Annotated in this window: 27 protein-coding genes and 1 pseudogene; 14 read left to right on the top strand and 14 right to left on the bottom strand. The window is 53.5% G+C overall.

The features are described 5' to 3' along the window. Window positions 1–101: 101 nt before the first annotated feature. Complete coding sequence (locus tag AL479_RS08055; RefSeq protein ID WP_161215612.1) at window positions 102–344, top strand: CopG family transcriptional regulator; 243 nt, start codon at window positions 102–104, stop codon at window positions 342–344. Continuing rightward, complete coding sequence (locus AL479_RS08050; RefSeq protein WP_061075712.1) at window positions 344–730, top strand: type II toxin-antitoxin system VapC family toxin; 387 nt, start codon at window positions 344–346, stop codon at window positions 728–730. The genes AL479_RS08055 and AL479_RS08050 overlap by 1 nt, the downstream gene beginning before the upstream one ends. Before the next feature lie 30 nt (window positions 731–760). Here the strand turns inward: AL479_RS08050 and fdhE are convergent, their stop codons facing one another. The 7 genes from fdhE to fdnG all read right to left on the bottom strand — a co-directional run bounded on the left by fdhE (window position 761) and on the right by fdnG (window position 10151). Next, window positions 761–1690: a formate dehydrogenase accessory protein FdhE gene (fdhE, locus tag AL479_RS08045; RefSeq protein ID WP_061075711.1), complete on the bottom strand. Its 930-nt coding sequence runs from the start codon at window positions 1688–1690 to the stop codon at window positions 761–763. A gap of 144 nt (window positions 1691–1834) precedes the next feature. Next, a complete protein-coding gene (locus AL479_RS08040; RefSeq protein WP_061075710.1) occupies window positions 1835–2521 on the bottom strand; it encodes a response regulator transcription factor in 687 nt (228 codons plus the stop codon). A 4-nt stretch (window positions 2522–2525) separates the two neighbouring features. Further along, window positions 2526–4022 (bottom strand): sensor histidine kinase, encoded by a 1497-nt coding sequence (locus AL479_RS08035; protein WP_061075709.1) that lies wholly within the window; start codon window positions 4020–4022, stop codon window positions 2526–2528. 17 nt (window positions 4023–4039) lie between these two features. Next, window positions 4040–5377 (bottom strand): vWA domain-containing protein, encoded by a 1338-nt coding sequence (locus tag AL479_RS08030; protein WP_061075708.1) that lies wholly within the window; start codon window positions 5375–5377, stop codon window positions 4040–4042. 173 nt (window positions 5378–5550) lie between these two features. Beyond that, window positions 5551–6186 carry a formate dehydrogenase cytochrome b556 subunit gene (gene fdoI, locus AL479_RS08025; protein WP_061075707.1) on the bottom strand — a complete coding sequence of 212 codons (636 nt, stop codon included), beginning with the start codon at window positions 6184–6186 and terminating at the stop codon, window positions 5551–5553. Beyond that, window positions 6183–7088 carry a formate dehydrogenase O subunit beta gene (gene fdoH / locus AL479_RS08020; protein ID WP_061075706.1) on the bottom strand — a complete coding sequence of 302 codons (906 nt, stop codon included), beginning with the start codon at window positions 7086–7088 and terminating at the stop codon, window positions 6183–6185. Before fdoH ends, fdoI begins: the two co-directional genes overlap by 4 nt. 12 nt (window positions 7089–7100) lie before the next feature. Further along, window positions 7101–10151: a formate dehydrogenase-N subunit alpha gene (fdnG, locus tag AL479_RS08015; protein ID WP_146109690.1), complete on the bottom strand. Its 3051-nt coding sequence runs from the start codon at window positions 10149–10151 to the stop codon at window positions 7101–7103. A gap of 192 nt (window positions 10152–10343) precedes the next feature. On the opposite strand from fdnG, the gene fdhD reads away from it, so the two are divergent. From fdhD to AL479_RS07955, 10 genes are all read left to right on the top strand, one after another. Next, on the top strand, window positions 10344–11180 hold the full coding sequence (gene fdhD / locus AL479_RS08005; protein WP_061075704.1) for a formate dehydrogenase accessory sulfurtransferase FdhD: 837 nt from the start codon (window positions 10344–10346) through the stop codon (window positions 11178–11180). Between the two features lie 128 nt (window positions 11181–11308). Then, window positions 11309–11521: a DUF1471 domain-containing protein gene (locus AL479_RS08000; RefSeq protein WP_042998873.1), complete on the top strand. Its 213-nt coding sequence runs from the start codon at window positions 11309–11311 to the stop codon at window positions 11519–11521. 401 nt (window positions 11522–11922) lie between these two features. Next, a complete protein-coding gene (locus tag AL479_RS07990; protein ID WP_061075702.1) occupies window positions 11923–12903 on the top strand; it encodes a 6-phosphofructokinase in 981 nt (326 codons plus the stop codon). A gap of 11 nt (window positions 12904–12914) precedes the next feature. Then, entirely contained in the window at window positions 12915–13229 is a 315-nt protein-coding gene (locus AL479_RS07985) for a PTS sugar transporter subunit IIB (RefSeq protein ID WP_042325486.1), read from the top strand. Next, on the top strand, window positions 13222–14589 hold the full coding sequence (locus AL479_RS07980; protein ID WP_061075701.1) for a PTS sugar transporter subunit IIC: 1368 nt from the start codon (window positions 13222–13224) through the stop codon (window positions 14587–14589). The genes AL479_RS07985 and AL479_RS07980 overlap by 8 nt, the downstream gene beginning before the upstream one ends. Next, window positions 14576–15418, top strand: coding sequence for a class II fructose-bisphosphate aldolase (locus AL479_RS07975; protein ID WP_061075700.1), 843 nt, complete (start codon window positions 14576–14578; stop codon window positions 15416–15418). The genes AL479_RS07980 and AL479_RS07975 overlap by 14 nt, the downstream gene beginning before the upstream one ends. A gap of 59 nt (window positions 15419–15477) precedes the next feature. After that, complete coding sequence (locus AL479_RS07970) at window positions 15478–15747, top strand: hypothetical protein (RefSeq protein ID WP_061075699.1); 270 nt, start codon at window positions 15478–15480, stop codon at window positions 15745–15747. A gap of 32 nt (window positions 15748–15779) precedes the next feature. Continuing rightward, window positions 15780–16217 carry a PTS sugar transporter subunit IIA gene (locus tag AL479_RS07965; protein ID WP_061075698.1) on the top strand — a complete coding sequence of 146 codons (438 nt, stop codon included), beginning with the start codon at window positions 15780–15782 and terminating at the stop codon, window positions 16215–16217. Then, window positions 16214–16774 carry an AAA family ATPase gene (locus AL479_RS07960; RefSeq protein WP_061075697.1) on the top strand — a complete coding sequence of 187 codons (561 nt, stop codon included), beginning with the start codon at window positions 16214–16216 and terminating at the stop codon, window positions 16772–16774. The genes AL479_RS07965 and AL479_RS07960 overlap by 4 nt, the downstream gene beginning before the upstream one ends. Before the next feature lie 131 nt (window positions 16775–16905). Further along, window positions 16906–17949 carry a YiiG family protein gene (locus AL479_RS07955; RefSeq protein ID WP_071887599.1) on the top strand — a complete coding sequence of 348 codons (1044 nt, stop codon included), beginning with the start codon at window positions 16906–16908 and terminating at the stop codon, window positions 17947–17949. Between the two features lie 41 nt (window positions 17950–17990). Here the strand turns inward: AL479_RS07955 and AL479_RS07950 are convergent, their stop codons facing one another. After that, complete coding sequence (locus tag AL479_RS07950; RefSeq protein WP_061075695.1) at window positions 17991–18314, bottom strand: AzlD domain-containing protein; 324 nt, start codon at window positions 18312–18314, stop codon at window positions 17991–17993. Then, window positions 18314–18973 (bottom strand): AzlC family ABC transporter permease, encoded by a 660-nt coding sequence (locus AL479_RS07945; RefSeq protein WP_042998885.1) that lies wholly within the window; start codon window positions 18971–18973, stop codon window positions 18314–18316. The genes AL479_RS07950 and AL479_RS07945 overlap by 1 nt, the downstream gene beginning before the upstream one ends. A 98-nt stretch (window positions 18974–19071) precedes the next feature. On the opposite strand from AL479_RS07945, the pseudogene AL479_RS07940 reads away from it, so the two are divergent. Both AL479_RS07940 and AL479_RS07935 read left to right on the top strand, forming a co-directional pair. After that, a pseudogene (locus AL479_RS07940) lies at window positions 19072–19617 on the top strand (helix-turn-helix domain-containing protein); the annotation flags it as partial. 339 nt (window positions 19618–19956) lie between these two features. Further along, window positions 19957–21348: a carbohydrate porin gene (locus AL479_RS07935; RefSeq protein WP_061075694.1), complete on the top strand. Its 1392-nt coding sequence runs from the start codon at window positions 19957–19959 to the stop codon at window positions 21346–21348. Between the two features lie 42 nt (window positions 21349–21390). Here AL479_RS07935 and rhaM read toward each other — a convergent pair whose 3' ends face one another. The 5 genes from rhaM to AL479_RS07910 are packed head-to-tail and all read right to left on the bottom strand — an operon-like array spanning window position 21391 to window position 26421. Beyond that, entirely contained in the window at window positions 21391–21705 is a 315-nt protein-coding gene (gene rhaM / locus AL479_RS07930; RefSeq protein WP_061075693.1) for an L-rhamnose mutarotase, read from the bottom strand. Then, entirely contained in the window at window positions 21702–22850 is a 1149-nt protein-coding gene (fucO, locus tag AL479_RS07925) for a lactaldehyde reductase (RefSeq protein ID WP_061075692.1), read from the bottom strand. The genes rhaM and fucO overlap by 4 nt, the downstream gene beginning before the upstream one ends. Before the next feature lie 60 nt (window positions 22851–22910). Continuing rightward, a complete protein-coding gene (locus tag AL479_RS07920; protein WP_061075691.1) occupies window positions 22911–23915 on the bottom strand; it encodes an ABC transporter permease in 1005 nt (334 codons plus the stop codon). Continuing rightward, window positions 23912–24916, bottom strand: coding sequence for an ABC transporter permease (locus AL479_RS07915; RefSeq protein WP_061075690.1), 1005 nt, complete (start codon window positions 24914–24916; stop codon window positions 23912–23914). Before AL479_RS07915 ends, AL479_RS07920 begins: the two co-directional genes overlap by 4 nt. Then, complete coding sequence (locus tag AL479_RS07910) at window positions 24916–26421, bottom strand: sugar ABC transporter ATP-binding protein (RefSeq protein ID WP_061075689.1); 1506 nt, start codon at window positions 26419–26421, stop codon at window positions 24916–24918. Before AL479_RS07910 ends, AL479_RS07915 begins: the two co-directional genes overlap by 1 nt. Between the last annotated feature and the right edge of the window lie 63 nt (window positions 26422–26484).

Here is a 26484-nt window from a genome sequence, read left to right as displayed (position 1 = left end):
AAAAGGAAAAGTCACTACGGGGATCGCTTTTTTCCTGCTTGCCGACGGTGTATGTTGTTTGAAAATTATTCGTCACTGATATACTGGAGGTATATGTGAGCATAATGGCTGGGATGGACATGGGCAGAATATTACTCGACTTATCCGATGAGGTGATCAAACGCCTTGATGATCTCAAGCAGCAGCGGAATCTGCCCCGTGCGGAGTTGCTGCGCGAAGCGGTTGAACAGTACCTTGAAAGGCAAGGCCAGGCTGAAACCACAATTTCCAATGCGCTGGGGCTCTGGCAGGGTTGTGAGGAAGACGGCGTTGAGTATCAGAGGACGCTGCGCGAGGAATGGTAATGCAAAAGGGACCCGTGTTGTTCGATACCAATATCCTGATTGATTTATTTAGCGGGCACCAGGAAGCGCAGCGGGTACTGGAAGCGTATCCGCCGCAGAATGCCATCAGCTTGATTACCTGGATGGAAGTCATGGTGGGGGCAAAAAAATACCATCAGGAATATCGTACGCGTGTGGCATTGAGTGCGTTCAATATCATCGGTGTATCACTGGAAATTGCTGAGCGAAGCGTGAATCTCAGGCAGGAATATGGGATGAAACTTCCGGACGCGATCATTCTGGCTACAGCGCAGATTCATCGGTTTGCGCTTGTGACGCGCAACACCAGAGATTTTGCAGGGATCCCTGGCGTCATTACCCCTTATCAGTTGCAAACCGGACGATAAGCACCGTCCGGTATCACACGTTGCAGGCGTTTACTCCCCTTCACCCGGGAACAGGAACGGGTTGATGGAACTGCGAGCGAAGCCTTCTTGTTCCATACGTGCGTCCAGCACCAGCGATGCGAGGTCGTCGGCGACGGCTTCCACTTTCGGGTCTTTTTCCTGATAGAGGATCTTCAGGTAAGTTCCGCAGTCACCGCAGCTTTCGGCTTTGATTGCCGCCTGCTCATTGTCCAGTGACCAGTAGTGCAGATCGCGGCTTTGCTCGCAGTTGCTACATTTAACACGAACCACATGCCACTCAGTTTCGCAGAGGTTGCAGTGCAGATAGCGCAGCCCCTGGGTGGTGCCAATTTGCACCATGCTGGAGACCGGCATCGAGCCGCACACCGGGCAGTACTGACGTTGCTCGCCGTATTCCGCGCGGGCTTTGCCCGGGATCAGGCTGGCCATTTGCGCCCAGTACAGCGAGAGCGCGGCCCAGATGAACGGGGCCTTATCGCTGCTGACCGCAGCGAAATCAGAGGAAAACAGGGCGCTGGCCATCTGTTCCAGTTCCTGTTCGGAGGCTTTTTCCAGATTTTCGATCACCGCCAGCGCCGGGCCGCTCATCTCAGGTTTCAGTTCGGCGATCAGCGAGTGCAGCAGTTTCTGCCAGTGTTTATCGCGCGGCAGAACGTGGATATCCAGCGGTGGCTTACCCTGATCGTTGGCTTCTTTGATGCGTGCGGTGAGATCCATCTGCAACGGATGGTCATACAGCACCACTTCCTGGGCATGGGCGATCAGCGCAGCAAAGCGCAGGTAATCCCCCAGCGGGTTATTCTCAGCCAGTTCGCGCAGACGCTCGGCGCGACGGTTATACAGATTTTTGAGCCGGGGGAATAATAACGGTGGAATCATATCCGTCGCGCGTTTCTCGCTCTTTTCCAGCTCATCTTGCGGGATGATACGAATGCTCATTCAGTCACTTCCTGGTTAGGCAGATTTAGCTATGTGTAATCCGCTCTGTGAATTGGCGGGCATTTCGCGCCCGCTCTGGTGAATGTCATTAATGATAACCGCAATCGACCTGCGGGTTATAGCGGTGACATCGCAATGTATGCGTTACGATACCTGATATCGATACCCCAGACCATGCACCGTTCGGATTAGCTGCGGCTGATTGGCATCCTGTTCGATGACTTTGCGGAGCCGGGAAATGTGCTGATCCAGCGTACGGCTATTGGGCAAATAGTCGTATCCCCACGCCGCATCGAACAGCATATCGCGCGTAACCACCTGATTTTGATGACGCTCCAGACAGCTTAAAATGCGGACTTCCCGCAGCGTAAGCTCCAGCTTTTGCTCGCCGCGCCAGGCGCACAGCTCATTCGGGAACACCGTCAGGTCGCCAAAAGCAAAGCTGAGGTTAGGCTGCGTGGCGTTATGGTTCAAACAGCGACGGGCGATGGTTTTTATCCGTGCCCGCAGTTCATGAATACCAAACGGTTTGCTGATGTAGTCATCTGCCCCCAGTTCCAGCCCCACGACACGGTCGATCTCTTCATCTTTGGCGGAGAGAAACACGATGGGAATGTGCTCGTTCTGGCGGCGAATTTCCCGGCAGACCGTGTAGCCATCCATTTCGGGCATCATAATATCTAACAGCACAAAGTCCGGTTTATCGCGGTGATAACTCTCCAGCGCCGCACGCCCGTCCGGTGCGGCAATGAGCGAATAACCCTCGCGCGACAGCGCATCCACCAGACCCTGGCGGATGTTGGCATCATCTTCGGCAATCAATATCTTCATGTTCTCATCCCTGCGGCAGCGTAAGGGTAAAGCGGACGCCGGGCTCTTGCGCCGTTACCTGAACCTTGCCGTTCAGGCGTTGCGCCAGCTGGCAAGCGATGGTGAGCCCAATACCGGTACCTGAAACACCCTCGGTAATGGAGGATTTGACCCGATAAAACGGGCGGAAGATCAAGGACATCTCATTCTCTGCAATACCGGGACCATAGTCGCGAACGGCGATCTCCACGTTTTCCGCAACGCGTTCAACGGTCAGATCCACCCGCAGACCCTGCGAAGCGTATTTTTCGGCATTACTCAGAAAATTGCTGACAATTTGCGTGATCACGTCGCGATCGCTGTGCAATGTCAGATTCTCAGGGCAGGACATGTGAATCGTCATGCCTTTTGCCTGCAACGCAGGCGTAAAGATCTGCGTGATTTCTGTCATCAGACAGCGGAGATTGACTGGCTGAAGATGCAGTTTCGGTGCGCGCGTAAAGGTCAGGATATTCTGGATAAGCCGCGATAACCGTTGCCCTTCCTGAGTGATCACATCCACATAGCGTCGCTCGTGCGTTTGTTCATCATCCAGCCCTTCGCGCAGCAGTTCGGCATAGAGTGTGATGTTGGTAAGCGGTGTTTTCAGTTCGTGCGACACCTGACTGACAAAATCGACCTGCTGGCGCGCCTGACGCGACGCGCGGGTATATTCCCGCCACAGCGAGAAGCCCAACAGTGCGACGGCGACCAACAGCAGGACGATTAACGCGCCGCCCCACAGCCAGATATGCCAGAGCGGCGCGTTGACGCCGTAAGCGCTGACCTGCCATGTTGTGAGCGGATACTCCAGCGTGCGGGAGTCCAGTAAGGTGAGCCGCCGCAGATCCGCCTGCGCGTTCTGATAAAGCTGACGGCCATTTTCCGTCACTCTGACAATCTGCTGCGGATCCTCCGGGTTCACCTGAATGCCGTTCGCCATATCCATCATCAGCTGTACCCAGGAGAGGCGAAAACCGATGATCGCCCCGTCTTTCTGTCGCCAGTAGATCAACAACGGTTCCTGAGTCTCAAAGCTAATAAACCAGCCGGCCTGCGGCGTGTCCTGCTCGCTGTGCGTCATATGACTGGCAAGTTGGCTGGGATCGTTGACCAGCGGGCTGAGCAGGCGTACCCACTCTTTATCCTCGTTGCTCAACGACAGGCGTTCATCAGGGTAGAGGAGATGATTTTTCCGCAAAATAAAGACGTCGGCAATGTCGCTGTCGTTCTCTTTGAGCGCGCTGAGGGTGGCGGCATCAGCAGGGTCGATAAAATCGCCAATCGCATGTAGCCGGGAGGCTTTTTGCTGCAGAATATTTTCGATACCCGTGGCAACGCTGGCGGTTTGCGATTTCGCCAGGGTCTGGGTCTGGTACTGGCGCAACAAGACTTCATGTTCCAGAGTGCGAACGCCCAGGTAAGCAAGCAGGATAAAAAACATCAGTGTCATGACGAGATAAATCGGCTTGCGTCTGAGCATCCAGCACTCCTTGTGGATCAGTTCGATTTCGAACTCTGGTTTTTGGTTTTATAGCTCTGCTCTTTCAGGGATTTGCGCGACGCTTCTTTGCTTTCGCTTTCCATCCTGTCCAGCAACTTAAGGTTTTCCTCTGCGCTCTCCTGTGCCTTCATTCTGGCGGCCGGTGCGCTAAGCGGTAACGCGCTGAGTGTACTGGAATTTTCGCGCAGGATCGCTTTCGCCTCGTCCATTTTACCTTCATCAATGAGCTGTAACGCCTGCTCATTCTGAATGGCGGATTTCTGAATGGCGGAATCGACGACCACATCCTCTACTTGCGCTTTCTGAACGTCGCTGGCAGAGGCGGTATAGCTGACGGCCATCTTGTCATCCCAGCGCTCTTTTTGCCCGGTGGCGAGGTTGTTATAGCTGACGTTGACCTCAGCGAGCGGCTTACTCTGTGCGGCCTGGCCTTTCGCCGGCAGCACCTCCAACATGACATACTTCTCCTGATTGGCGTAAAGCTGGTTCAGTTTTACGGTCACCCTGTTGTCGCGGATTTCACCTTCACGCCCCAGCAGACGCAGTGGCTTAACGTTATCGGCAACGTTAATTTGCACCACCACATCCTGAGCGACGACGGACATCACATCGCCAAACTCATGGGCAAAGGCCTTCTCCAGCGCGTCGGTATTCTGTACGAACACGTGGTTGCCGTCGCTGTACTGGGCAATCGCCGCCATCAGATCTTCATTGTAGCCTTCGCCAATGCCCATCGTTGTGATGGCAATGCCTTTGCGGGCGGCAATTTTACCCAGTTCCGCCAGTTCGCTGGTGGAGGAGGGACCGACGTTCGCCTGACCATCAGACAGCAGGATGATGCGGTTAACATGGGCCTTATCGAGGAATTTACCGGTTTCTTTGATACCGCGGCTGACCCCGGCAAACAGTGCGGTACCGCCGCGTGCGGTCAGTCGTTCACGGATTTGGCTGATAAGCGTCGCTTTATTGCCGATTTTGGCCGCCGGCACGATGACATCCACGACGTCGTCGTAAATCACCACCGAGAGCGTGTCCTGGGCGCTTAAGGTGTTCACCGCCATCACGGCGGCTTCCGTCGCCTGTTCGATGCGGTCGCCGCGCATCGAGCCGGAGCGGTCAATTACCAGCGCGAGGTTGATCGGGCTGCGTTTAGTTGCATGCAGCGGGAAACCCGTCAGTGACACTTTGAGGTAGTTTTTGTCCTGGCTGTTTTCCAGCACCAGAGGGGAGGCCAGTTCGGATTTAATCGTCACTTTCGGCGCGGGGGGTTGTGCCGCCGTTGTTGTCGCAAGCAGTCCCAATGCCAGGGCTGCGAAGAGGTGTTTGAGATTCACGGTACGTCTCCTTGTCTTAAGAATCGACTCCATTCTTATGCGACCGCAACGACGGTTGGTCTGTTATCTGTATAAAGTTGTCAAAAAGTTGTCAAAACAAAAAACAATTCTTAAAAAAAACGCCGGAAACTCAGTCTCCGGCGTCATTTTATCGGTTCACGAACAGCCTTTGCTTACGGCTGAGTCTTATCCTGCTTTTCGCGAACTTCACGGTACCAGCGCGGGTGATGCTTCTTCGCCCAGGAGCGGGTTACCCAGCCTTCCACCATCGCGGTGATGGTGCCTTTTACCCACAGCGCGGCGTAAATATGCACCATGATAACCACAATCAGCGCGACGGCGGCAAATGAATGCAGCATTAACGCGAAGCGGATCACCGGAATGGAGAACGCGGGCGCAAAGTACGGACGCCAGATAATCACACCGCTCACCAGCAGCAGCACCAGGAAGATAATCGCCGCCCAGAACACGCATTTCTGACCGAAGTTATACCGCCCGGTGTCACCCACCTCTTCGTTGACGACAATCTTGCGAATGTTCTTCGCCCAGAAAATGTCATCCCGGTTAATCAGGTTGTGGTGCCAGTAACGGAAGAACATGATGATGAACGAGGCAAACATGATGACGCCCACAAACGGGTGCAGAATACGCGCCAGCTGCGGAGTCCCCATGATTTGCATCAGCCAGTTGAAGGACGGGAAGAAAAAGCCCAGTCCGCTCACCGCCGCCAGCACGAAGCAGAAGGCGGTGACCCAGTGGTTGATGCGTTCCGGCGCCGTGTAGCGCACGATGGTGTCACGTCTTTTCATTTGCGCACCTCATCGTCTTTCTCTTCATGCAGGTTGTCTTCTTCCTCATCCGCACGGTTCGGACCGACACCGACGTAGTGGAAGATGCTGGCCGCAAAGGTCGCGGCAAAGCCGACCGCTGCAAGAGGCTTCCAGATCCCTTTCCAGAATTTCACGGTGGCGCTGATTTCCGGGTTCTCCGGCAGACCGTGGTACAGATTCGGTTTGTCGGCATGGTGCAGCACATACATCACGTGCGTCCCACCAACGCCTGCCGGATCGTACAGGCCAGCGTTGTCGTAACCACGGGTTTTCAGCTCTGCCACGCGCTCGCCTGCCAACGTTTTCATATCCTCTTTGGAACCAAAGTGGATAGCACCCGTTGGGCAGGTTTTCACACAGGCTGGCTCCTGGCCGACGGTCACGCGGTCAACACACAGCGTACATTTGTAGACGCGGTTGTCTTCCGGGTTCAGTCGCGGCACGTCGAACGGGCAACCGGCGATACAGTAACCGCAACCGATGCACTGCTCAGACTGGAAGTCGACAATCCCGTTGGCATACTGAATGATAGCGCCTTCAGCCGGACATGCCTTCAGGCAGCCCGGATCGGCGCAGTGCATACAGCCATCCTTGCGGATCAGCCATTCCAGTTTGTCGTTCTGCTCCACTTCCGAGAAGCGCATCACCGTCCAGGATTTGGCAGTTAAATCCGCCGGGTTGTCGTACACCCCGACGTTGCTACCGATTTCATCACGGATATCGTTCCACTCAGAACAGGCCACCTGACAGGCTTTGCAGCCGATGCAGGTGGTGACGTCGATGAGCTTCGCTACCTCTTCCTGGAAGTCCCGCGCCTGAGGCGCGGGGGTGAGACCGTTAGTCGCGGAACGACGGATAATGTCTTGCGATTGATAAGCCATAAGTCGTCTCCGTTACACCTTTTCCACGTTCACCAGGAAGGACTTAAATTCCGGCGTTTGTGAGTTTGCATCGCCCACCGACGGCGTCAGGGTGTTCGCAATAAACCCTTTCTTCGCCACGCCTTCATAGCCCCAGTGAATGGGAATACCGATAGTATCGATATCCTTACCGTCTGCCTTCAGCGTGCGAATACGCTTGGTCACCACTGCTTTGGCTTTGATATAGCCGCGGTTAGAGGAGACTTTAACGGTATCGCCATGCGCGATGCCGAGCTTGTTCGCCAGCGTTTCACCGATCTCCACAAACTGTTCCGGCTGTGCGATAGCGTTAAGCAGCGCATGCTTGGTCCAGTAGTGGAAGTGCTCGGTCAGACGGTAAGTGGTCCCGACGTACGGGAATTTATCGGCTTTACCCAGCGCTTCGGCGTCGCCCTTAAAGATACGGGCGGCAGGGTTAGAGATAACGTTCGGATGCAGCGGGTTAGTTCCCAGCGGCGTTTCAAACGGTTCGTAGTGTTCCGGGAACGGCCCTTCCGCCATCTTGTCGAGGGCAAACAGGCGCCCCATCCCTTCCGGCTGCATGATGAACGGTCCGACATCGCTGCCTGGGGCGGCGGCGCTGTAGTCCGGAATGTCCATCCCGCCCCATTTCGCGCCGTCCCATTTCAGGATTTGGCGCTTCGGATCCCACGGGTTGCCCTGCGGGTCAGCGGAAGCACGGTTGTACAGGATGCGGCGGTTCAACGGCCACGCCCATGCCCAGCCCAGCGTATTGCCCAGACCGGATGGATCGGCGTTATCGCGACGCGCCATCTGGTTGCCTTCCGGCGTCCAGCTACCGGCGAAAATCCAGCAGCCGCTGGAGGTGGTGCCATCGTCACGCAACTGAGCAAACGAGCTGAGCTGTTGGCCTTTCTTCACGATCACAGCGCCCGTTGCCGGGTCGATAAGATCGGCCAGCGCTTTGCCGTTGCTCTCCATCGCCACTTCTTCCGATGCCGGTTCATGTGGGGTAGCGTAGTTCCAGGTCATGCTCAGCACCTGTTCCGGGTTGGCACCGCTCTGCTCGGCATACATCTTGCGCAGGCGCAGGAAGATACCGGCCAGGATTTCACCGTCGGTGACTGCGATCCCCGGGGCGTCCGCGCCTTTCCAGTGCCACTGCAGCCAGCGACCGGAGTTCACGATCGAGCCGTTCTCTTCGGCGAAGCAGGTGGACGGCAGGCGGAACACTTCGGTCTGGATTTTCGACGGATCCACATCGTTCGACTCACCGTGGTTTTGCCAGAAGGTGGAGGTCTCAGTGTTGAGCGGATCGATCGTCACCAGGAACTTCAGTCTGGAGAGTGACGCGATGGTTTTGTTTTTGTTCGGGAATGATGCGACCGGGTTGAAACCCTGGCAGATATAGCCATTGACCTTGCCCTCTTTCATCATCTCGAAGTACTGCAACACGTCATACCCTTTGTCCCACTTCGGCAGCAAGTCAAAGCCCCAGCTGTTTTCTGCTGTTGCTTTATCGCCATAGAAGGCCTTCATCAATGAGACGAAGAATTTCGGGTAGTTGCCCCAGTAGTTGACCTGGTCTTTCAACAGCGGTTTCGGCGTGTTGGCGGCCAGATACGTTTGCAGGTCGGCTTGTTTTTCACTCGGCAGCGTCAGGTAACCCGGCAGACTTTGCGACAGCAGGCCTAAGTCCGTCAGCCCCTGAATGTTGGAGTGGCCGCGCAGGGCGTTAACGCCGCCGCCTGCCATCCCCATGTTGCCAAGCAGCAACTGGATCATCGCCATGGTGCGAATGTTCTGTGAACCGATGGAGTGTTGTGTCCAGCCGAGGGCATACAGGAACGACGCGGTTTTGTCTTTCGCGCTGGTTTCCGCAATGTACTCGCAAACTTTCAGGAAGTCGGCTTTTGGCGTACCGCAGATGTTTTCCACCACGTCCGGCGTGTAGCGGGAGACGTGCTGTTTCAGCAGGTTCCAGACGCAGCGCGGGTGTTGCAGGGTGGTATCGCGTTTCGCAAAGCCCTCTTCGTCCAGCTCATAGTTCCAGCTGGTCTTGTCGTACTTGCGTTGATCCGCGTTATAGCCGGTGAACAGGCCATCTTCGAAGCCGAAATCTTCACGCACGATCAGGCTGGCGTTGGTGTAGGCCTCGGTGTATTCGCGGTTATATTTTTCGTTCGTCAGCAGGTACAGCATCACGCCTGACAGGAAGGCAATGTCAGTACCAGAACGGATTGGGGCATAGAAATCGGCCACCGACGCCGTACGCGTGAAACGTGGATCGATCACAATCAGCTTCGCGCCGTTGTGAATTTTCGCTTCCATCGCCCAGCGGAACCCGACCGGGTGTGCTTCAGCGGCGTTACCGCCCATCACCACGACGAGGTTGGCGTTCTTAATGTCGACCCAGTGGTTGGTCATCGCACCGCGACCAAATGTTGGAGCAAGACTTGCTACCGTTGGTCCGTGTCAGACACGCGCCTGGTTGTCGACCGCGAGCATACCGAGCGCGCGGGTGAATTTTTGCGTTAAAAAGCCGGTTTCGTTACTGGACGCGGAAGCACACAGCATCCCGGTCGAGAGCCAGCGGTTAACGGTGACGCCATCGGCGTTTTGCGCAATGTAGTTGGCATCGCGGTCTTCTTTCATCAGTTTCGCGATGCGGTCAAATGCCTCATCCCAACTGATCTGTTGCCATTTATCCGAGCCTGGCGCGCGGTATTCCGGGAATTTCAGGCGGCTTTCGGAGTGGATGAAGTCCACCAGACCGGCCCCTTTCGGGCAGAGCGCACCGCGGTTGACCGGATGGTCCGGGTCACCTTCGATATGGAAGATCGACGCTTTGGCGTTTTTTGCACCGTCGCCGAGGCTGTACATCAACAGCCCACAACCAACGGAACAGTAAGTGCAGGTATTACGGGTTTCGCGGGTGCGCAGCAGTTTATATTGCCGTGTTTCCGCGAGCGCTACGCCGGGCGCGAAGCCCAGTGCTGCCGCCGTGGTGCCTGCCATACCGCCAGCGCAGATCTTAAAGAACTGCCTTCTGCTGACCTGCATGGTTTGCTCCTTTTTCGACATTGTCACATCCCTTTCACATTCATGTTGGTGAGCGCTCAGGGTGTGGTTGTTATTTTTCTTTGCGGACGGGACCGCAAAGGTCCAGAATTGGGTCAATTCCCCCCATCCAGGAGGGGCTTGTGACAGAATACCACAATGTTGGTACGTGTGTTCTTATACGGTTAAAAGAAAGTGAATAAGATACATCCAAAAGAAGTCGAAAATGTGATAAATGTCACGAGTTCTCGCCAGATTAACCTTTGGAAGCGTGAGGATTTGCAACACCCTCAGCCGGATGAGGTAGCTGAAGAGGTGCCTGTGGCACTGGTTTATAACGGCATTTCTCATGTTGTCATGATGGCCTCGCCGAAGGATCTGGAACATTTTGCGGTCGGTTTTTCCTTGTCTGAGGGGATTATTGACAGCCCGCGCGAGATCTATGGCATGGATGTTGTGCCCTCCTGTAATGGTCTCGAAGTCCAGATCGAGCTTTCCAGTCGCCGTTTTATGGGGCTGAAAGAACGCCGTCGCGCGTTGGCCGGACGCACCGGCTGTGGCGTGTGCGGCGTTGAGCAGCTCAATGACATCGGTAAACCCGTGCAGCCGCTGCCGTTCACCCAGACCTTTAACCTCGCCAGACTTGATCACGCATTAAGGCATCTGAAGGATTTTCAGCCAGTGGGGCAGCTCACCGGGTGTACGCATGCTGCGGCGTGGGTGATGCCATCGGGTGAACTGGCGGGCGGCCATGAAGATGTCGGTCGACATGTTGCGCTGGATAAACTGCTGGGGCGCCGTGCCGCCGAAGGTGAGAGCTGGATGCCGGGAGCAGCGCTGGTCTCCAGCCGCGCAAGCTATGAGATGGTGCAGAAGTCTGCAATGTGCGGCGTTGAGATCCTGTTTGCGGTTTCTGCCGCCACCACGCTGGCGGTAGCCGTCGCGGAGCGCTGCAATCTGACGCTGGTGGGGTTCTGTAAGCCAGGCAGGGCGACCATTTATACCCATCCGCAACGTTTAATCGCTGAGTGATTTTGATTCAATTAATTTGAATAAGATGGGCAAATCCTTCCGCTTTTAGTTGTCTGAGTAACGGCCTATTATTTATCACATCAAGGCACGGTGCCTTATTCAAACAACTAAGTTAAAGGGTTTATATCATGAAAAGCATCAAAACTTTTGTCGCAGTTATCGCTCTCGCTACTTCTTTCGGTTCTTTTGCTGCTCAGTCTGTGACGGCGACCGGTTCTACTCTGGAAAGTGCTGAAGCAAAAATCGCCGCTCAGGCTGAACAGGCTGGTGCAAGTTCCTATAAAATCACTCAGGCTTACACCGGTAACCGCGTGCACATGACGGCGGAACTGCTGAAATAAGTTCATCTTCATTGTCGAAAGAGCGCCCTTGAGGCGCTTTTTTTGTCTCTGCTATTCCTTTCCCGTCCCTCTTTTTCCCTTCAAAGGCACTAACAGAAAATAAAAATGGGGTCTTAATCACATTTTTATCTTTTTATAAAATACGTCTGCTAAAGGAAAAACAGTTCGAAGCTAAGGGATTTTCCTCTCTGCATTAACTCAATGATATCTAAATAAATAAAAAAATAAGTGTTAACTCCGTCGCTAATTTTAAATGTGAAGAATCTCACAAAAAACGTCTGGTTATGGCGGCTGTCAATACTACTCCCTGACAAATTTATCGGCATAATGTGATCTTCGTTGCAAATAACAGGCTTGAAGTCAGGGAAAAATGTTTCCACGGGTGCTTCGGAGGAAACGCAATGAAAATTGGTATTGTCATTAGTGGTGGCGATGTTTCTGGAATAAATAATTTCATATTCCAGATCGCCAGACTCGCCGATGCAGAAATTACCTTATTCAATGGTGGTATTCCCGGCTTGCTGGAAAAAAATCATCATGACGTTGCATGGCGTGATTTGGTCGATTTTTCTATCGCGGCAATCCCTCTCATTACCTCGGGAAGAACAACCCGTAAGTTGCAGCGTAGCGAATATGAAACGATCGCCAGAAAACTCAAGTCGCTGCATATTGATGTGCTAATTATGGCGGGCGGCGACGGCAGTTTACAGTTTCTCAATACCCTGAGCGAATTTGATATTAATTGTTTTGGCGTGGGGATGACTATCGATAATGATGTTTATGGCAGTCATTATACGATTGGTTTTTCGACCGCCTGCGAACAGATTATTAAGGAGGTTTCTCGTTTACGAAATACGGGCAGAGCGTTACCCGGTCGCGTGTTTATGGTGGAGTTATTGGGGGGATATTGTGGTGAATTAACGCTGCAATCTGCGATTAAATGCAATGCAGATATCGCCCTGATTCCGGAATCCCAGATGTCGCTTGACGCCTTAGCGGAACGGGTAAAGCAAAAACTGACCGTCCAGAACAGCGTGATTATTCTGTGCTCAGAAGGCTACACCAGAGAATATTCTCCCGGCTTTCAGGGGGCGATTGACACCATGATTAAGCAACTCGAACCGCGTATTGGCGAGCGAATTCGTAAAACGATTGTTGGTTACGGTTTACGTAATGGCGATCCGACCTGTGAAGAAATTTATCAGGGCACCATTATGGCGAGCGAAGTGGTTCGGTGCATCCAGTCAGGGATGAAAAATAAAGCGATTATTATAAATCAAAGCAATAAACCTATTCCGATTGATCTCGTAAGTATGAAAAAACGTCTGGTCGATACAGAAGGACATCATTACAAACTTGCCAAACAACTCAATATTATTTGAGGAGACCTTACATGCTGAAAATTCTTTGCGTATGTGGCTGCGGCCTCGGTTCAAGTTTTGCTATTGAAATGACGGCGAAAGCGGTTTTAAAGAAACTGGAAATTCCTGCTCATATCGAACATACCACGGTATCTGAAGCAGGGGCGTTTAAATCTGACATGATCCTGACGCAAAAAACCTTTGCTGACATCTTAACGGCTGATGCCAGTGAAGAAGAAATTAAACGGGTCGTGGTTCTGAATAAGCTCACGGACAAAGACGAAATTGAAGCCAAAATCGTCGCGTTTTTAAAAGAGCGGAATCTGAAGGTAGCTCATTATGAATAGCTTCGTTGAATTCATCGTTAAGGATTTGCTCGGTCAGGCGTCGATATTAATCGCGTTTATCGCGATGCTCGGACTGATCCTGCAAAAGAAATCACCGGGAAAAACCGCAGAGGGGACGTTTAAAACGCTGCTCGGTTTTTTAATCATGATGGCCGGGATCAATATTATTGTCGCCACACTGACCTTCCTGAACGATATTTTTACTCAGGGATTTGGTATGAAGGGCTACATTACCGATGTGGCCGCCATTGCCGGGTTAGCTAACCGTGAGTTGGGCTCAGAAGTGGCGTTAACTCTGATGGTGATTTTTGCCGTCAATATCATCATCGCGCGTCTGACACCGCTGAAATACATCTTCCTGACCGGACAAGCTTTATTGTGGATGGCGACCATTGGCGCGGTCATTGGCTATAAATCGGGGCTCACCGGACTGCCGTTGATTCTGACCGGTGGGATTTTTGGCGGCATGATGGCGGTACTGATGCCTGCGCTGGCGCAACCGGTGGTCAGACGCATCACCGGCTCGGATGATGTGGCGTTGGGACACTTTTGTACTATCGGCTACCTCGTGCAGGCGGCGGTGGCCAAAGTGGTAGGTAAAGGATCTCGCTCCACGGAAGATCTTGAATTACCCGATAACTTCAAGTTCTTACAGGATACCTACCTCGCCATGGCGGTAGTGATGGTGCCGATGTACCTCATTCCGGCGCTGGCGGCGGGGCCAGAATATATCGCCCAGTTCTCCGGCGGCGTGAACTACCTGATGTATGCCTTCATGCAGTCCATTCAGTTTGTGGCTGGCGTCTTCGTGCTCTACAGCGGCGTGCGCTTATTGCTCAATGAACTGGTTCCGGCGTTTCGTGGTATCGCCATGCGTATCGTTCCCGATGCTAAGCCCGCGCTGGATTGCCCGGTTCTGTTCCCTTATGCGCCCAACGCGGTGATTGTTGGATTCCTGGCGACCACTGTCGGTTCCATCATCGGCATGCTGGTGTTCCCGATGTTTGGTCTGGCGATGATCCTGCCGGGTCTGCTAACCAACTTTTTCGCCGGGGGGACCGCAGGCGTCTTTGGCAACGCGCTGGGCGGCCGTCGTGGCGCGATGATCGGCGGCGTTGTTCACGGTCTGTTCATCACCTTCCTGCCTGCGATTCTGGTGCCGATGCTGGAAACCTACGGCTTCACCGGCGTCACGTTCAGCGATTCTGACGTCATCAGTTCCGGCCTCGTTTTAGGCCACGCCTTCCAGAATAACTGGCTGTTTGTCGCGTTGTTCATTGTTTTTGTTGCCGCACTGGCATGGTTCGTAAACGGTAAATCCGCTAAGCCAAAAGGGGAAAATGTTCATGAGTCTGTATAACTTCAACGAGATCCTAAAAATCGGCCAGGAAAGAAATTTCAAAGCGATTGGATCCTTTAACCTGCACTGTATTGAAATGCTGCCTGCGTTTTTTAAAGCGGCGCAAAAAACGAATAGCCCGTTAATGATTCAGATTTCAACCGGGACGGCAGAATATCTGGGTTATCGCCTGCTGGTTGATGCGGTGCGTTCGCTGGCGGAGAGCGAGAATGTCCCGACCTGTCTGCATCTGGATCACTGCTCTGATATCAGCGCCATTGAGACGGCGATGAATGCCGGATTCTCCTCAGTCATGTATGACGGCTCGCACCTGGAACTGGAAGAGAATATCGGTAATACCCGCATCGTGGTGGAGATGGCGAGACCGCGCAATATTACGGTGGAAGGCGAGCTCGGGGCTATTGGTGGCTCAGAGGATGGTAAAGCGGTGGCGGCAGAAGATATCTGCTTTACGACGGTAGAAGATGCCAAACGCTTTGTCGATGAAACGCGGGTCGACATGCTGGCGGTGTCGGTGGGCACAGTGCACGGCCTGTATACCGGCAAGGCGCAGATTCAACATCAGCGGCTACAAGAGATCAGCGCTGCGACCGGTGTTCCACTGGTGTTACACGGTGGGACGGGGGTGAGTGACGACGATATGCGCCTGGCCGTCACCGAAGGGATTAATAAAGTGAATGTCGGCACGGAAATGAACGTACAGTGGGTTGATCAGTGTAAAAACACCTTTGAGAAAGGCAAGGTGAATGACAGCGTCCGTAAGTTTTTAATTCCGGCAAATAATGCAGTGACCCAGGTATTAATGGAAAAGATCGCGTTATTTAAATAACTCCGTTATTAATAAATGATGTTTTGTTGCCCTGTTGTCCATCAGGGCGGGGGATCGCTATGTTTGAATCTTTGAAATCGTTATGGAAAAAAGAAACACGCCCGCCGGAAGATTATGATGAACAATCCCGTGTTCTGACGGAAGAAATCGCCAGGCTGGAAGGTGAACTGCAGGGCAACCCAGGTAATGGTGAAATACAGAAAGCATTAATGCTGATCTATAACCGGGCGTTGTCGGTCTATGCCAAAAGCCAGACGCATCGGCAGGATATTGATTCGCTTTTTGTGCGTATAGATGAGTTGCGTAATGTTATTCGCCGGAATATTTAGCGTCGGGTTTATTAAGCGCTTAGGGAGTCGTCATGACGATAAAAGAATTACTGGTCGAGGCCGATGCGATTCAGGTTGGCGTCGCGGAAAACGACTGGCAGAAGGTGATTCAACTGGCGGCCAGACCACTGGTCGCAAAAGGGTATATTTCAGCGGAATACAGTCAGGCGGTTATCGACAATACCCTCAGTCATGGGGCGTATTATGTATTTGATGAAGGTGTTGCGATCCCCCATGCCCGTCCAGAATGCGGCGTGAAGCGTAACTGTTTTAGCATGGTGCTGTTGGATAAACCCATTCAGTTTGCCGACAGTGAAGCCGCCGACATTGTCATTATGTTTGGCGCGCAGGACAGTAATGCGCATATTGAAGAGGGCATCCGCGCCATCGTCGCCTTACTCGATAACGATGAACGCATGGCGAAGTTGCGGGCAGCACGTTCCCGGGAAGAGGTGGTCGCGTTGCTATGAAACGACACCTCGCGCCGGACTGTAAAACAGTCATCCTGATTAACGGGATCCCCGCTTCAGGTAAAAGTACGATTACTCGTCAGCTCTCCGAGACGTTCAGTTTGCCACTGCTGACGATTGATGGGATCAAAGAGCCGTTTATGGCGCGCTTTACGGATATCGACCGGCCTTTCAACCGGCAGTTGGGCTGTGCGGCCTATGAGGTGATCTGGTCGATTATCGGCCACTCTCCGGCGAATGTTGTCTGGCTGGTTGATGCCTGGTTTGGCTTTCAGCCTCGCGAGACGTTGCAACAGCTATTGCAGCAGGCGGGTGTTGAGAAGGTGTTGGAGGTGTGGAACCGCATCACGCCTGAGCTGGCGGTGACGCGCTATGCCACCCGCTTACAGGATCGCAAGCCGGGTCATCCTGGCGAGGAGTATCTACCCGAGCTGGCGCAACTAGCAGAACGCGCCGAGCCAATGCGGCTCGGACCGGTATTTACAGTAGATCAACAGCAAACGCTGGATGTTGAATCCGTTATCGCCTGGATTGAAACACAGATAAGCAAAGCGTAATTCGTTAATTCTTCATTATGTTTAAAAGCGCCAGTCGGCGCTTTTTTTGTATCTGAATCACCTCGCTATTACGTTATGATTATTTTCTTGGGTCGACACGCAGATCTTTAATCTTAATGGAAGGGATATCAATGAAAAGAAATTTATTGTCTACAGCAATAGGTTGCGCGTTATTATTAACAGGGGTTGTCGGCTGCGATGATAATAAAAAAGTGGAAAGCACACCACCACCATCAACGTCTGCCGCAACTCCGGCTCCGGAAAAACCTACAACCTCTTCAGATGTCAGCAAAAATGAAGAAAAGAGCATGGATTCAGAGCATGTCATTAACGAAAAAATGCGTGTTTACATTGAGTGCTATAATGATATTGATGAAACTATTTATCGTACTATTCAATCATATGCTATATGGCTGGCCGATTTTAAAAAGGGCCCCACAGGTAAGGAAGCCTATGTCTACGGCATAGCTAAGATTACGAATAATTTAGAAAAGTGCCGCGCCGATATGTCTGAGGTTGCGGCATTAAAGCCAGAACTGGAGCCTATTGATAAAGCAGCTTTACCCTATATCAATTCAGCAATTGATATGGTGAAAATAATAAATACAATGAATCAATATTATGAGCAACAAGATTACAAAGATGATGCTTTCGTAAAAGCCAAAGCGTTGCATACGGAGTTTATGCAGGCATTTTCGACCTTCAAACCGACATCTGACGCATACTCCGCAGCGATTCATGAAATCAATGACCGACGTCAGGAACAACGGCTTCAAAAGATTGAGGCGCAGGAAGGGAAGTCTCTTAACTACTATTCGCTGTCGATCATGCTGATCAGCAAAAAGATTAATCAAGCACTGCAGTCCGATCGGTTTGATGCGGATGTGGCGATGAAACAGGTGCAGGATTTGAGTCAGCAAATCGAGCAGTTGAAAGCGACGCTGGGTGACAGCAAAAACGGCTCCCAGGATCAGGCCTCAACCTTTATCGATGCTGCGGAAAAGTATCTTCTGGATGCGAAAAAACGTGTCCGCCGCATCCGCGACAAAACGCCTTTGACGATGGAGGAGGAAATGTTGATGGACGGTTCCCCACAAATGGTGGAAGGTTCTTTTGAGAAAATGATGGACAGTTACAACCAGATGGTAACGTGGTTTAACGCGATGAACCGTTAATTTGCAGTAATGTCAGATAAAAGCGCCCGCGGGCGCTTTTTTTAGTGTATCCCCACCATTCGCAGCAGCGCGGTCACCACGGCTGCGGCGACGATCACCACAATCAATGGCATCTTACGCCAGGCAAGAAAGACCGCGAATGCCACGCCGAGGACGCGCGCCATGCCAGCAAAGTGCTCGCCTTCATAAAAGGTGGTGGCCAGAGCGACGGAAAATAGCAGTACTGTGGCGGCGTCGGATAACAGCGCCTGAGCGCGTTCAGAAAGCGCCAGGCGGCTGCCCAGCTTTGCGCCGCCGAGGCGCATTAAATAGGTGCCTGCCGATAAAAGAGCGATACCGACGATAAACAGCGTCATGTTGCCCATTATTTTTTCCTCGTCAGTAAGCCCAGCAGGGAGAGCAGCACCGGCAGTCCGACCGGCGCAAAAGGAACGGCGGCGAGCGACACGGCGGCTCCGCTCAGGCCCCGAATCAGGGTGGTACGGTTTTTAAACGCCGGGACGACGAGAGCCAGCAGGATAGCCGGGAACACGGCGTCCAGCCCGATGGTTTCGGGGGCTGGCAGCAGTTGACCCACCACGGTGCCCAGCAGGGTCCCCAGCGGCCACAGAATGGCAACGCCGAGGCCGCATAGCCAATAGGCGGCTTTGCGCTGCTCCGGGGTTTTCTGCGACAGGCCGAACACGACGCTTTCATCGTTCATAATATGGCAGCCGAAAAAACTCGCCGCGCGGGTGCCGACCAGGTCGCGTACCGTCACGCCAAACGGAACATGGCGGGCGTTAACCAGTAAACCGGCTGCGGCAGCGGCTAACGGATTCCCGCCGCTGGCGACAATGCCGATAAACATAAATTCGGACGCCCCTGCCAGTACACAAATAGAGAGTACAAACGGCACCCACACCGGGAAGCCGTAAGCCATCGCCAGTGAACCGTAGGACATCCCTACTACGCCTACCGCCAGGCAGACCAGAAAGATTGCTTTTATCGTATCTGCCTTCAGACAGGAGAAGAAGTGCGCCATGATTTAGCCATATCGAACGAATTTCCATTATAATGAACGCAACATCAGCGTTTGACAAGATGAACGATTCGTTCGATATAAAAAACATGGAGTCGGGTATGACACAACCCATCAGCGTGATCGCCAAAAGTCTGGTTCGCGAACGTCAGCGGACGGGGCTGTCGCTGGCAGAAATCGCCCGACGGGCGGGGATCGCCAAGTCGACGCTTTCCCAACTGGAAGCGGGGAATGGTAATCCTAGTCTGGAAACCCTCTGGTCGCTTTGCGTGGCGCTGGATATTCCCTTTGCGCGGCTGCTGGAGCCGCAGGTGCAAAAAACGCAGGTGATCCGTTGCGGTGAGGGCACGAAAGTGGTGGCCGAACAGGCGCACTATCAGGCAATTTTACTGGCTGCTTGCCCACCTGGCGCACGGCGCGATATCTATCTGTTGTTGACCCAGCCCGGAGCCGACCGCATTTCTCAGCCGCATCCACCGGGCTCGATCGAACATATTATTGTGACGAAGGGAAAAGCGTTGGTCGGACTGACAGAAGCGCCAGAAGTGTTAGGTGAGGGCGACTATATTTGTTATCCCGCCGATCAGGAGCATATCTTCCAGGCGCTGGAAGCGGATACCCAGGCGATTCTGGTGGCCGAGCAGAGTTTAGCGAACCTGGAATTTCACCGCTATGGTATGCAAAAAGCGCCCCCGAATGATTACTTCTAATTATTTTTCATCTTAATTCATATTTAATTGTTTTTATGATATTTCGTTTATTTAAGCCCTTTTGTTATATTCCTCACGAACTGAAAGCTTTCTGCGTTTACACAAAGAAAGCTGCATGTTAGTAATTGCTGGCCTGTGGCGCTGTAACAGTTGATTATTATCGTCAATTGCTGCCGTTATTAAATATAAGAATAATACATACTATCTTGTTATTCATTTTGCGTATTTCTAAAAGAAATACGCTGTCCGTTATTTATTTTCAAGGAGCGCAAATAAATGAGGAAATCGACGCTGGCTTTAGCAATAGGTCTGTTATTAATCGCTAATAATGGTTTTGCTAAAACGCAAAAAATGACTCTGGAACAACGGCTCGAACAACTGGAAGCACGACTGGAGGCCGCAGAAAATCGGGCGGCGAAGGCGGAAGGCCTGGTCCAGCAATTACAGACCCAACAGGCAACCGAAATCCGTGAAATTAAGGCGGCGCAGGGCAACACGCCAGTTAACGGCCAGACCCCTCCTGAGGAGACAAAAAAGAATGCCGCGACACCGAATCTGCTGCTTTCCGGTTATGGCGATCTGAAAATCTATGGTGATGTTGAATTCAACATGGATGCGGAAAGTAATCATGGCCTGCTGGCAATGACCAATGCCAATGTTGACCATGATCCGACTAACGAACAGTGGAATATCAATGGCCGAATTTTGCTGGGCTTTGATGGCACACGTAAGCTGGATGATGGTTATTATGCCGGATTCTCCGCCCAACCGCTGGGTGATATGTCCGGTACGGTGAATATCGATGATGCCGTCTTCTTCTTTGGTAAAGAAAATGACTGGAAAGTGAAAGTGGGACGCTTCGAAGCCTACGACATGTTCCCACTGAATCAGGATACCTTTGTAGAGCATTCGGGGAATACCGCCAACGATCTGTATGACGACGGCAGCGGTTATATCTACATGATGAAAGAAGGCCGCGGTCGTTCTGATGCCGGCGGCAACTTCCTCGTCAGCAAGCAGGTGGATAACTGGTACTTCGAGTTAAACACGCTGCTGGAAGAAGGAACTTCACTCTATAACGATGACGAATTCCACGGTCGGAAAATGGATCAACAGAAAAACGTTGCCTATTTGCGTCCGGTTATTTCATGGTCGCAGGATGCGTTCTCTGTCGCTGCCGCGATGGAATCGAACGTCGTCAATAACGCCTATGGCTACACCAACTCAAACGGCAAATTTGTCGATCAGTCGGACCGTACCGGTTACGGTATGACGATGACATGGAATGGTTTAAAGACCGATCCGGAGAATGGCATCGTGGTAAACCTGAATACTGCTTATCTTGATGCCAGTAATGAAAACGATTTTACCGCCGGCCTGAACGCGCTGTGGAAACGTTTTGAATTAGGTTATATCTACGCGCATAACAAGATTGATGACTTCGAAGGGGTGGTGTGTGATGACGGCTGCTGGATTAATAATGAAGGCACCTATGACATTCATACTATTCACGCTTCGTATCAGTTCGCTAACGTGATGAATATGCAAAACTTCAATATTTACCTTGGCGCATATTACTCAATTCTGGATAGCGACGGAGATAACGTGAACGGCGACGATTCTGATAATCGTTATGGTGGTCGCGTTCGCTTTAAATATTATTTCTAAAGGAAAAGGCCCGGTAGCGCTGATGTCTACCGGGCTCATCGATTACTCCAGATAAAACACTTCTTTCAGCTCTGCGCTCACCGGGCTGTTATCCGGATTCGCGGGCATGACGTCGCGCATATGCTTCCACCAGCGCTGACAAACGTCAGTGTTGGCAACGGCGTTCCAGCGTTCTTCGGACTCAATCTCTATGGTCGCAAACAGCAAATTGCGCGGCGCATCGAGATAGATCGCGTAATGATGCGCGCCGTGCGCTTTCAGCACGGCTTCCAGCTCCGGCCAGATGGGATTATGACGACGCTGATACTCCTCATGCGCGTCGGCATTCACCTGCATCACGAACGCTTTGCGGATCATAACGCCTCCAGATACAACTCGCGCACTTCGTCACGGCTGGCCGTACGCGGGTTACACGGTGCGCAAGGATCAGCCAGCGCTTTGTCCAGCCAGCCTTCGATATCCTCTTTGGTGACGCCAAGCTGGCTGAAACCTGCCGGAATACCGACACGTTTGCTTAGCGCGCGGATGGCGTTGATCGCTTCCATACTTGCTGCTTCATCGCTCATACCACGGGTATCGACACCCATCGCCTGCGCGATGCGGGCAAAACGCGCTACCGCGTTCGGGCGGTTAAAGTTTTCGATAATCGGCAGCAGGATGGCGTTACAAACGCCGTGCGGCAGGTTATGCGTGGCGCCCGGCTGGTGCGCCAGGGCGTGAACCAGCCCCAGACCGGCGCTGTTGAACGCCATCCCCGCCAGATACTGACCAAACGCCATTTGCTCGCGCGCTTCCAGGTTGTGACCCTCATCGACCGCTTTCGGCAGCCACAGGTTAATCAGGCGAATCGCTTCCAGCGCATTGGCGTCGGTCAGCGGATGCGCGCCAACAGAAACATACGCTTCCACCGCGTGGGTCAGCGCATCCATACCGGTTGCTGCCGTCACGGAGGCCGGGATTTCCAGCATCACGCTGGCATCGTCCACGGCGATGTCCGGGATAATGTTCGGATCGATGATGACCTCTTTCACCTGACGTCCGGAGTCGATGATCACTGCGTTACTGGTCATCTCGGCGGCGGTTCCGGCAGTGGTGTTGATGGCAACCAGCGGCACGCCTGGGTTTTTCACTTTCCCCACGCCGGAGTAGGCGGTGGAAGGCCCCGGGTTCGCAGTGAGGATTTTCACGGCTTTAGCGGTATCGATCGGGCTGCCGCCGCCAAAGGCGATGAGGTAATCACAGTTCGCGTCCTGATAAGCCGCGTAGCCTTTTTGCACCAACGCTTCGGTCGGGTTCGGGAACACCTCATCGAACAGATGGTACGACATGTTGTGCTCATCCAGCGCCGCAAACAGACTGTCGAGCAGGCCCAGCTTAACCAGTTGACCGTCGGTGACGATCAGCGCTTTTCCCCATTGTTTGTTCGCAACGAGGTTCACCATATCGCCAATCGCGCCTGCGCCGTGCAGACTGATTTTCGGAAGTGCCAGCATAAAGCTCATGTTGTTTCTCCTTAAAGTGATGATATTTCCGGCGGCAAAACTCCATGTCGCCGGAGGGATTCAGATTCGTCGTCGTTGCATCATTCGGCGGGTAAGAATTGGCAGCGAGATCACCACGATCAGCATCGCGCCGATAATGATCGACATCACGATGCCCGGCACGTTGAGCAGGCTCAGGCCGAAGGTCACCAGCCCCATCAGGAACGCTGCGATGATGACGCCGGTCATGCTGCCGGAGCCGCCGAGAATATTGACGCCACCCAGCACCGCCATTGTCACCACGGCCAGCTCCCAGCCCATCGCGATGGTGGGACGCGTACTGCCGAGTCTGGAGGTGAGCAACACGGCGGCCAGTCCCGCCATGAGTCCGACCAGAGCGAATAAAATCAGGTTGTGACGTTTCACGTTAATGCCGGAGTACCACGCGCCCACCGGGTTATTGCCGATGGCATAGGTGCGGCGACCAAAGTTCGTTTTGTGCAGCAGGAAGGTGAACACTATCGCCAGCACGATAAACAGCGCAAACTCGAACGACAGCGCGCCCCAGACGTAGCCCTGACCAAACCACGCAAAGCTTTCCGGGTAAGCATTCAGCGCCTGATCGCCGAGTAAAATGTAGGTTATGCCGCGATACAAACTCATGGTGCCGATGGTGATCACGATGGATGAGAGGTTAAACCGCGTCACCAGGATGCCGTTCAGCAGCCCGCATAAGAGTCCGGTTCCCAGCCCGACGCAGACCAGCAGGGGCGTATCCATTCCCGCTGCCGCGCAGAACCCCATGGCCGTCGAACTGAGCGCCAGGGTTGACGCCACCGAGAGATCAATTTCCCGGGCGATAATCAGCATCGCCATTGGCAGCACGATGATCGCTTTTTCGGTGAAGTTGAACGTTGCGTCGGAGAGATTCCAGATGTTGAGGAAGTACGGCGAGGCCAGCGCGTTGACGATAAACACCGCCAGGGTGACGGCGAACAGAAAACCTTCCCAGCACAACAGGCGTTGCCAGACCGCGCGCGTGTCGGGGGCGCGTTCGATCGCTTCAGACGTCATCACTTTACTCATGAGTTCACCGCCTGTTTTTGCCGCGCCAGCGCCGCGTTGCGCAGAATTAAGCGGCCTCTGTGTTTATTGCTGCGTTCGTTGAGCAGAACGGCAATCACGATCACTGCGCCGGAAATAGCCATCTGCCAGAAGGGTGAGATGCCAATGACGGGCAATGCGTTATTGATCACGCCAAGGAACAATGCGCCACACAGGCAGCCGAGAACGCGACCGATTCCTCCCATCGTACTGATACCCCCAATCACACAGGCTGCCACAACCTGTAACTCAAAACCGTTAGCTACATCGACATAGGCAACAGCGAATCGGGAAATCCACAGGTAGCCGCAGAAACCGGCGAGGGCGCCCGACAGGCAGAAGCTGACGAACTGCATTTTCCCGGCGTTGATTCCGGTGTAATACGCCGCAGTGGCATTCCCGCCTGCGGTGTACAGCGCCCGCCCTGTGCGGCTGTAGCGCAGGAAGTAGCTCACCACGATAACGGCGGCGATGGCGCACCAGCTCAGTACCGGCAGGCCAAGCAGTGCAAAACGAGGAAGGGCGAGGAAGCTGTCGCTCATCTGATGCGAGTTAATCCAGCCGCCATTCGACAGCAAAAAGATAATGCCGCGATAAATGCTCATGGTGCCGAGCGTGACCACAATCGCCGGAATGCCTAACTTCCAGACCAGCAGACCGTTGATCATTCCCATCACCAGACCGCAGACGGTTGCCAGTAACATCAACGCCCAGACGGGGATCTCAGGATGCTGGAAGTTGAGCAGGGCGACGATCATCCCGGTGAGCGCCAGATTAGCGGCCATCGACAGGTCGATACCTTTGGTCAGCAGCACCATCATTTGCCCGAGCGCGAGGATGATCAGAATCGAGGTGTCATTGAAGATCTCGGCCAGGTTGCCGGGAGAGACAAACGACGGGACGCGACTGCCGATGGCGGCGATCATCAGGAGGATGACTGCTGCCAGCAGGGCTTCGCGATGTTTGAGCAGACGCTGAATCATTATGCTGCCTCCTTACCGATGCCGCTGGCGGCGCTGACAATGGCCTCCGCCGTGGCTTCTCCGGCGCGGTATTGCGCGACCATCAGCCCTTCGTGCATGACGATAATTCTGTCCGCCATGCCCATCACTTCCGGGAGCTCAGAGGAGACCATGATCACCGCCAGCCCTTGCGCCACCAGTTCGGACATAAACTGGTGTACCGCCGCTTTTGAGCCGATATCGATGCCTTTAGTCGGCTCGTCGAGAATAATCACTTCAGGGTGGGTGGCGAGCCATTTACCGATCACCACCTTTTGCTGATTGCCGCCAGAAAGCGTCTCGACCGCCTGACGCCAGCTAAACGCTTTGACCTGCAGGCGTTTAGCATAGCTGTCCGCCAGTTGCCACTCTCGTGCCGCATTGAGCACGCCGCGCGGATTCAGCTTACTCAACTGCGGCAGACTGATGTTCTCGGCGATACTCATTTCAATGATGGCCCCCTGTTTTTGCCGCTCTTCCGGCACGCAGACAATACCGGCACGAATCGCATCGGCGGGCTGATGAAAATGAATGGCCCGTCCGTTGAGACGGATTTCACCGTGAGAAGGCCGGGATACGCCGGACAGCGCCTGCATCAACTCGGTCCGTCCCGCCCCCACCAGCCCGTAGAAGCCGAGGATCTCCCCTTTTCTCAGGGTGAAATCAATGTGGGCAAATTCAGTGGGATGGCAGAGATCTTTCACCTCCAGCACCGTCTCACCTTTCTCGCAGGCCACTTTCGGGAAGGTCTGGGTAATAGCGCGTCCTACCATCATGGCGACCATCCGCTCTTCGCTAATCTCATGGATGTCGCCGGAACTGACGAATACGCCGTCGCGCAGAATGGTGTAGTGGTCCGCCAGCTCAAAGATTTCATCGAACTTGTGGGAGATAAACAGAATCGCTTTGCCTTCCTGCTTCAGGCGCTCAACGATTTGATAGAACTCCAGAATTTCGTGTTGCGACAGTGCGGCGGTCGGTTCATCGAGAATCACCACCTGGGCCTCAAAGGAGAGCGCGCGGGCAATGGCCACCATATGGCGCTGGGCGATGCTCAGGGTTTTCAGCGTGGCGCGTGGATCGATCTGCACTTCCAGTCGGGTGAGGATCGCCTGCGCCCGACGGTGCATTTCTGGCCAGTCGAGCTTTTTGAAAAGGCCGGTGTACAGGTACTGGCCGACAAAAATATTCTCGGTCACCGACAGCTCATCGAACAACACCGTTTCCTGATGAATCGCGGTGATACCGATTTTATGCGCCGCTTCCGGCGTCGGGAGCTGAATGGGAATGGCCTTGTAGAGGATTTCCCCCTCTTCAGGCTGATAGATGCCGGTCATGACTTTGACCAGCGTGGATTTCCCTGCGCCGTTTTCGCCCACCAGCGCGGTCACTTTGCCTGGCCAGAGATCGAGCTGAACGTTCTCAAGGGCGCGCACGCCGGGGAATATCTTGGTGATCCCGTGAAGTTGTAGTAAAGGGGTGGACATGTCAGTTCTCCTCTTCATGTAGCGTTGCCGGATGGCGCTAACGCTTATCCGGCCTACAAAACG

Source organism: Citrobacter amalonaticus, from assembly GCF_001559075.2.
Lineage (GTDB): Bacteria > Pseudomonadota > Gammaproteobacteria > Enterobacterales > Enterobacteriaceae > Citrobacter_A > Citrobacter_A amalonaticus_F.
The sequence above is the reverse complement of the archived record's forward strand: the minus strand, read 5'-3'. Positions and strand labels throughout refer to the sequence as shown.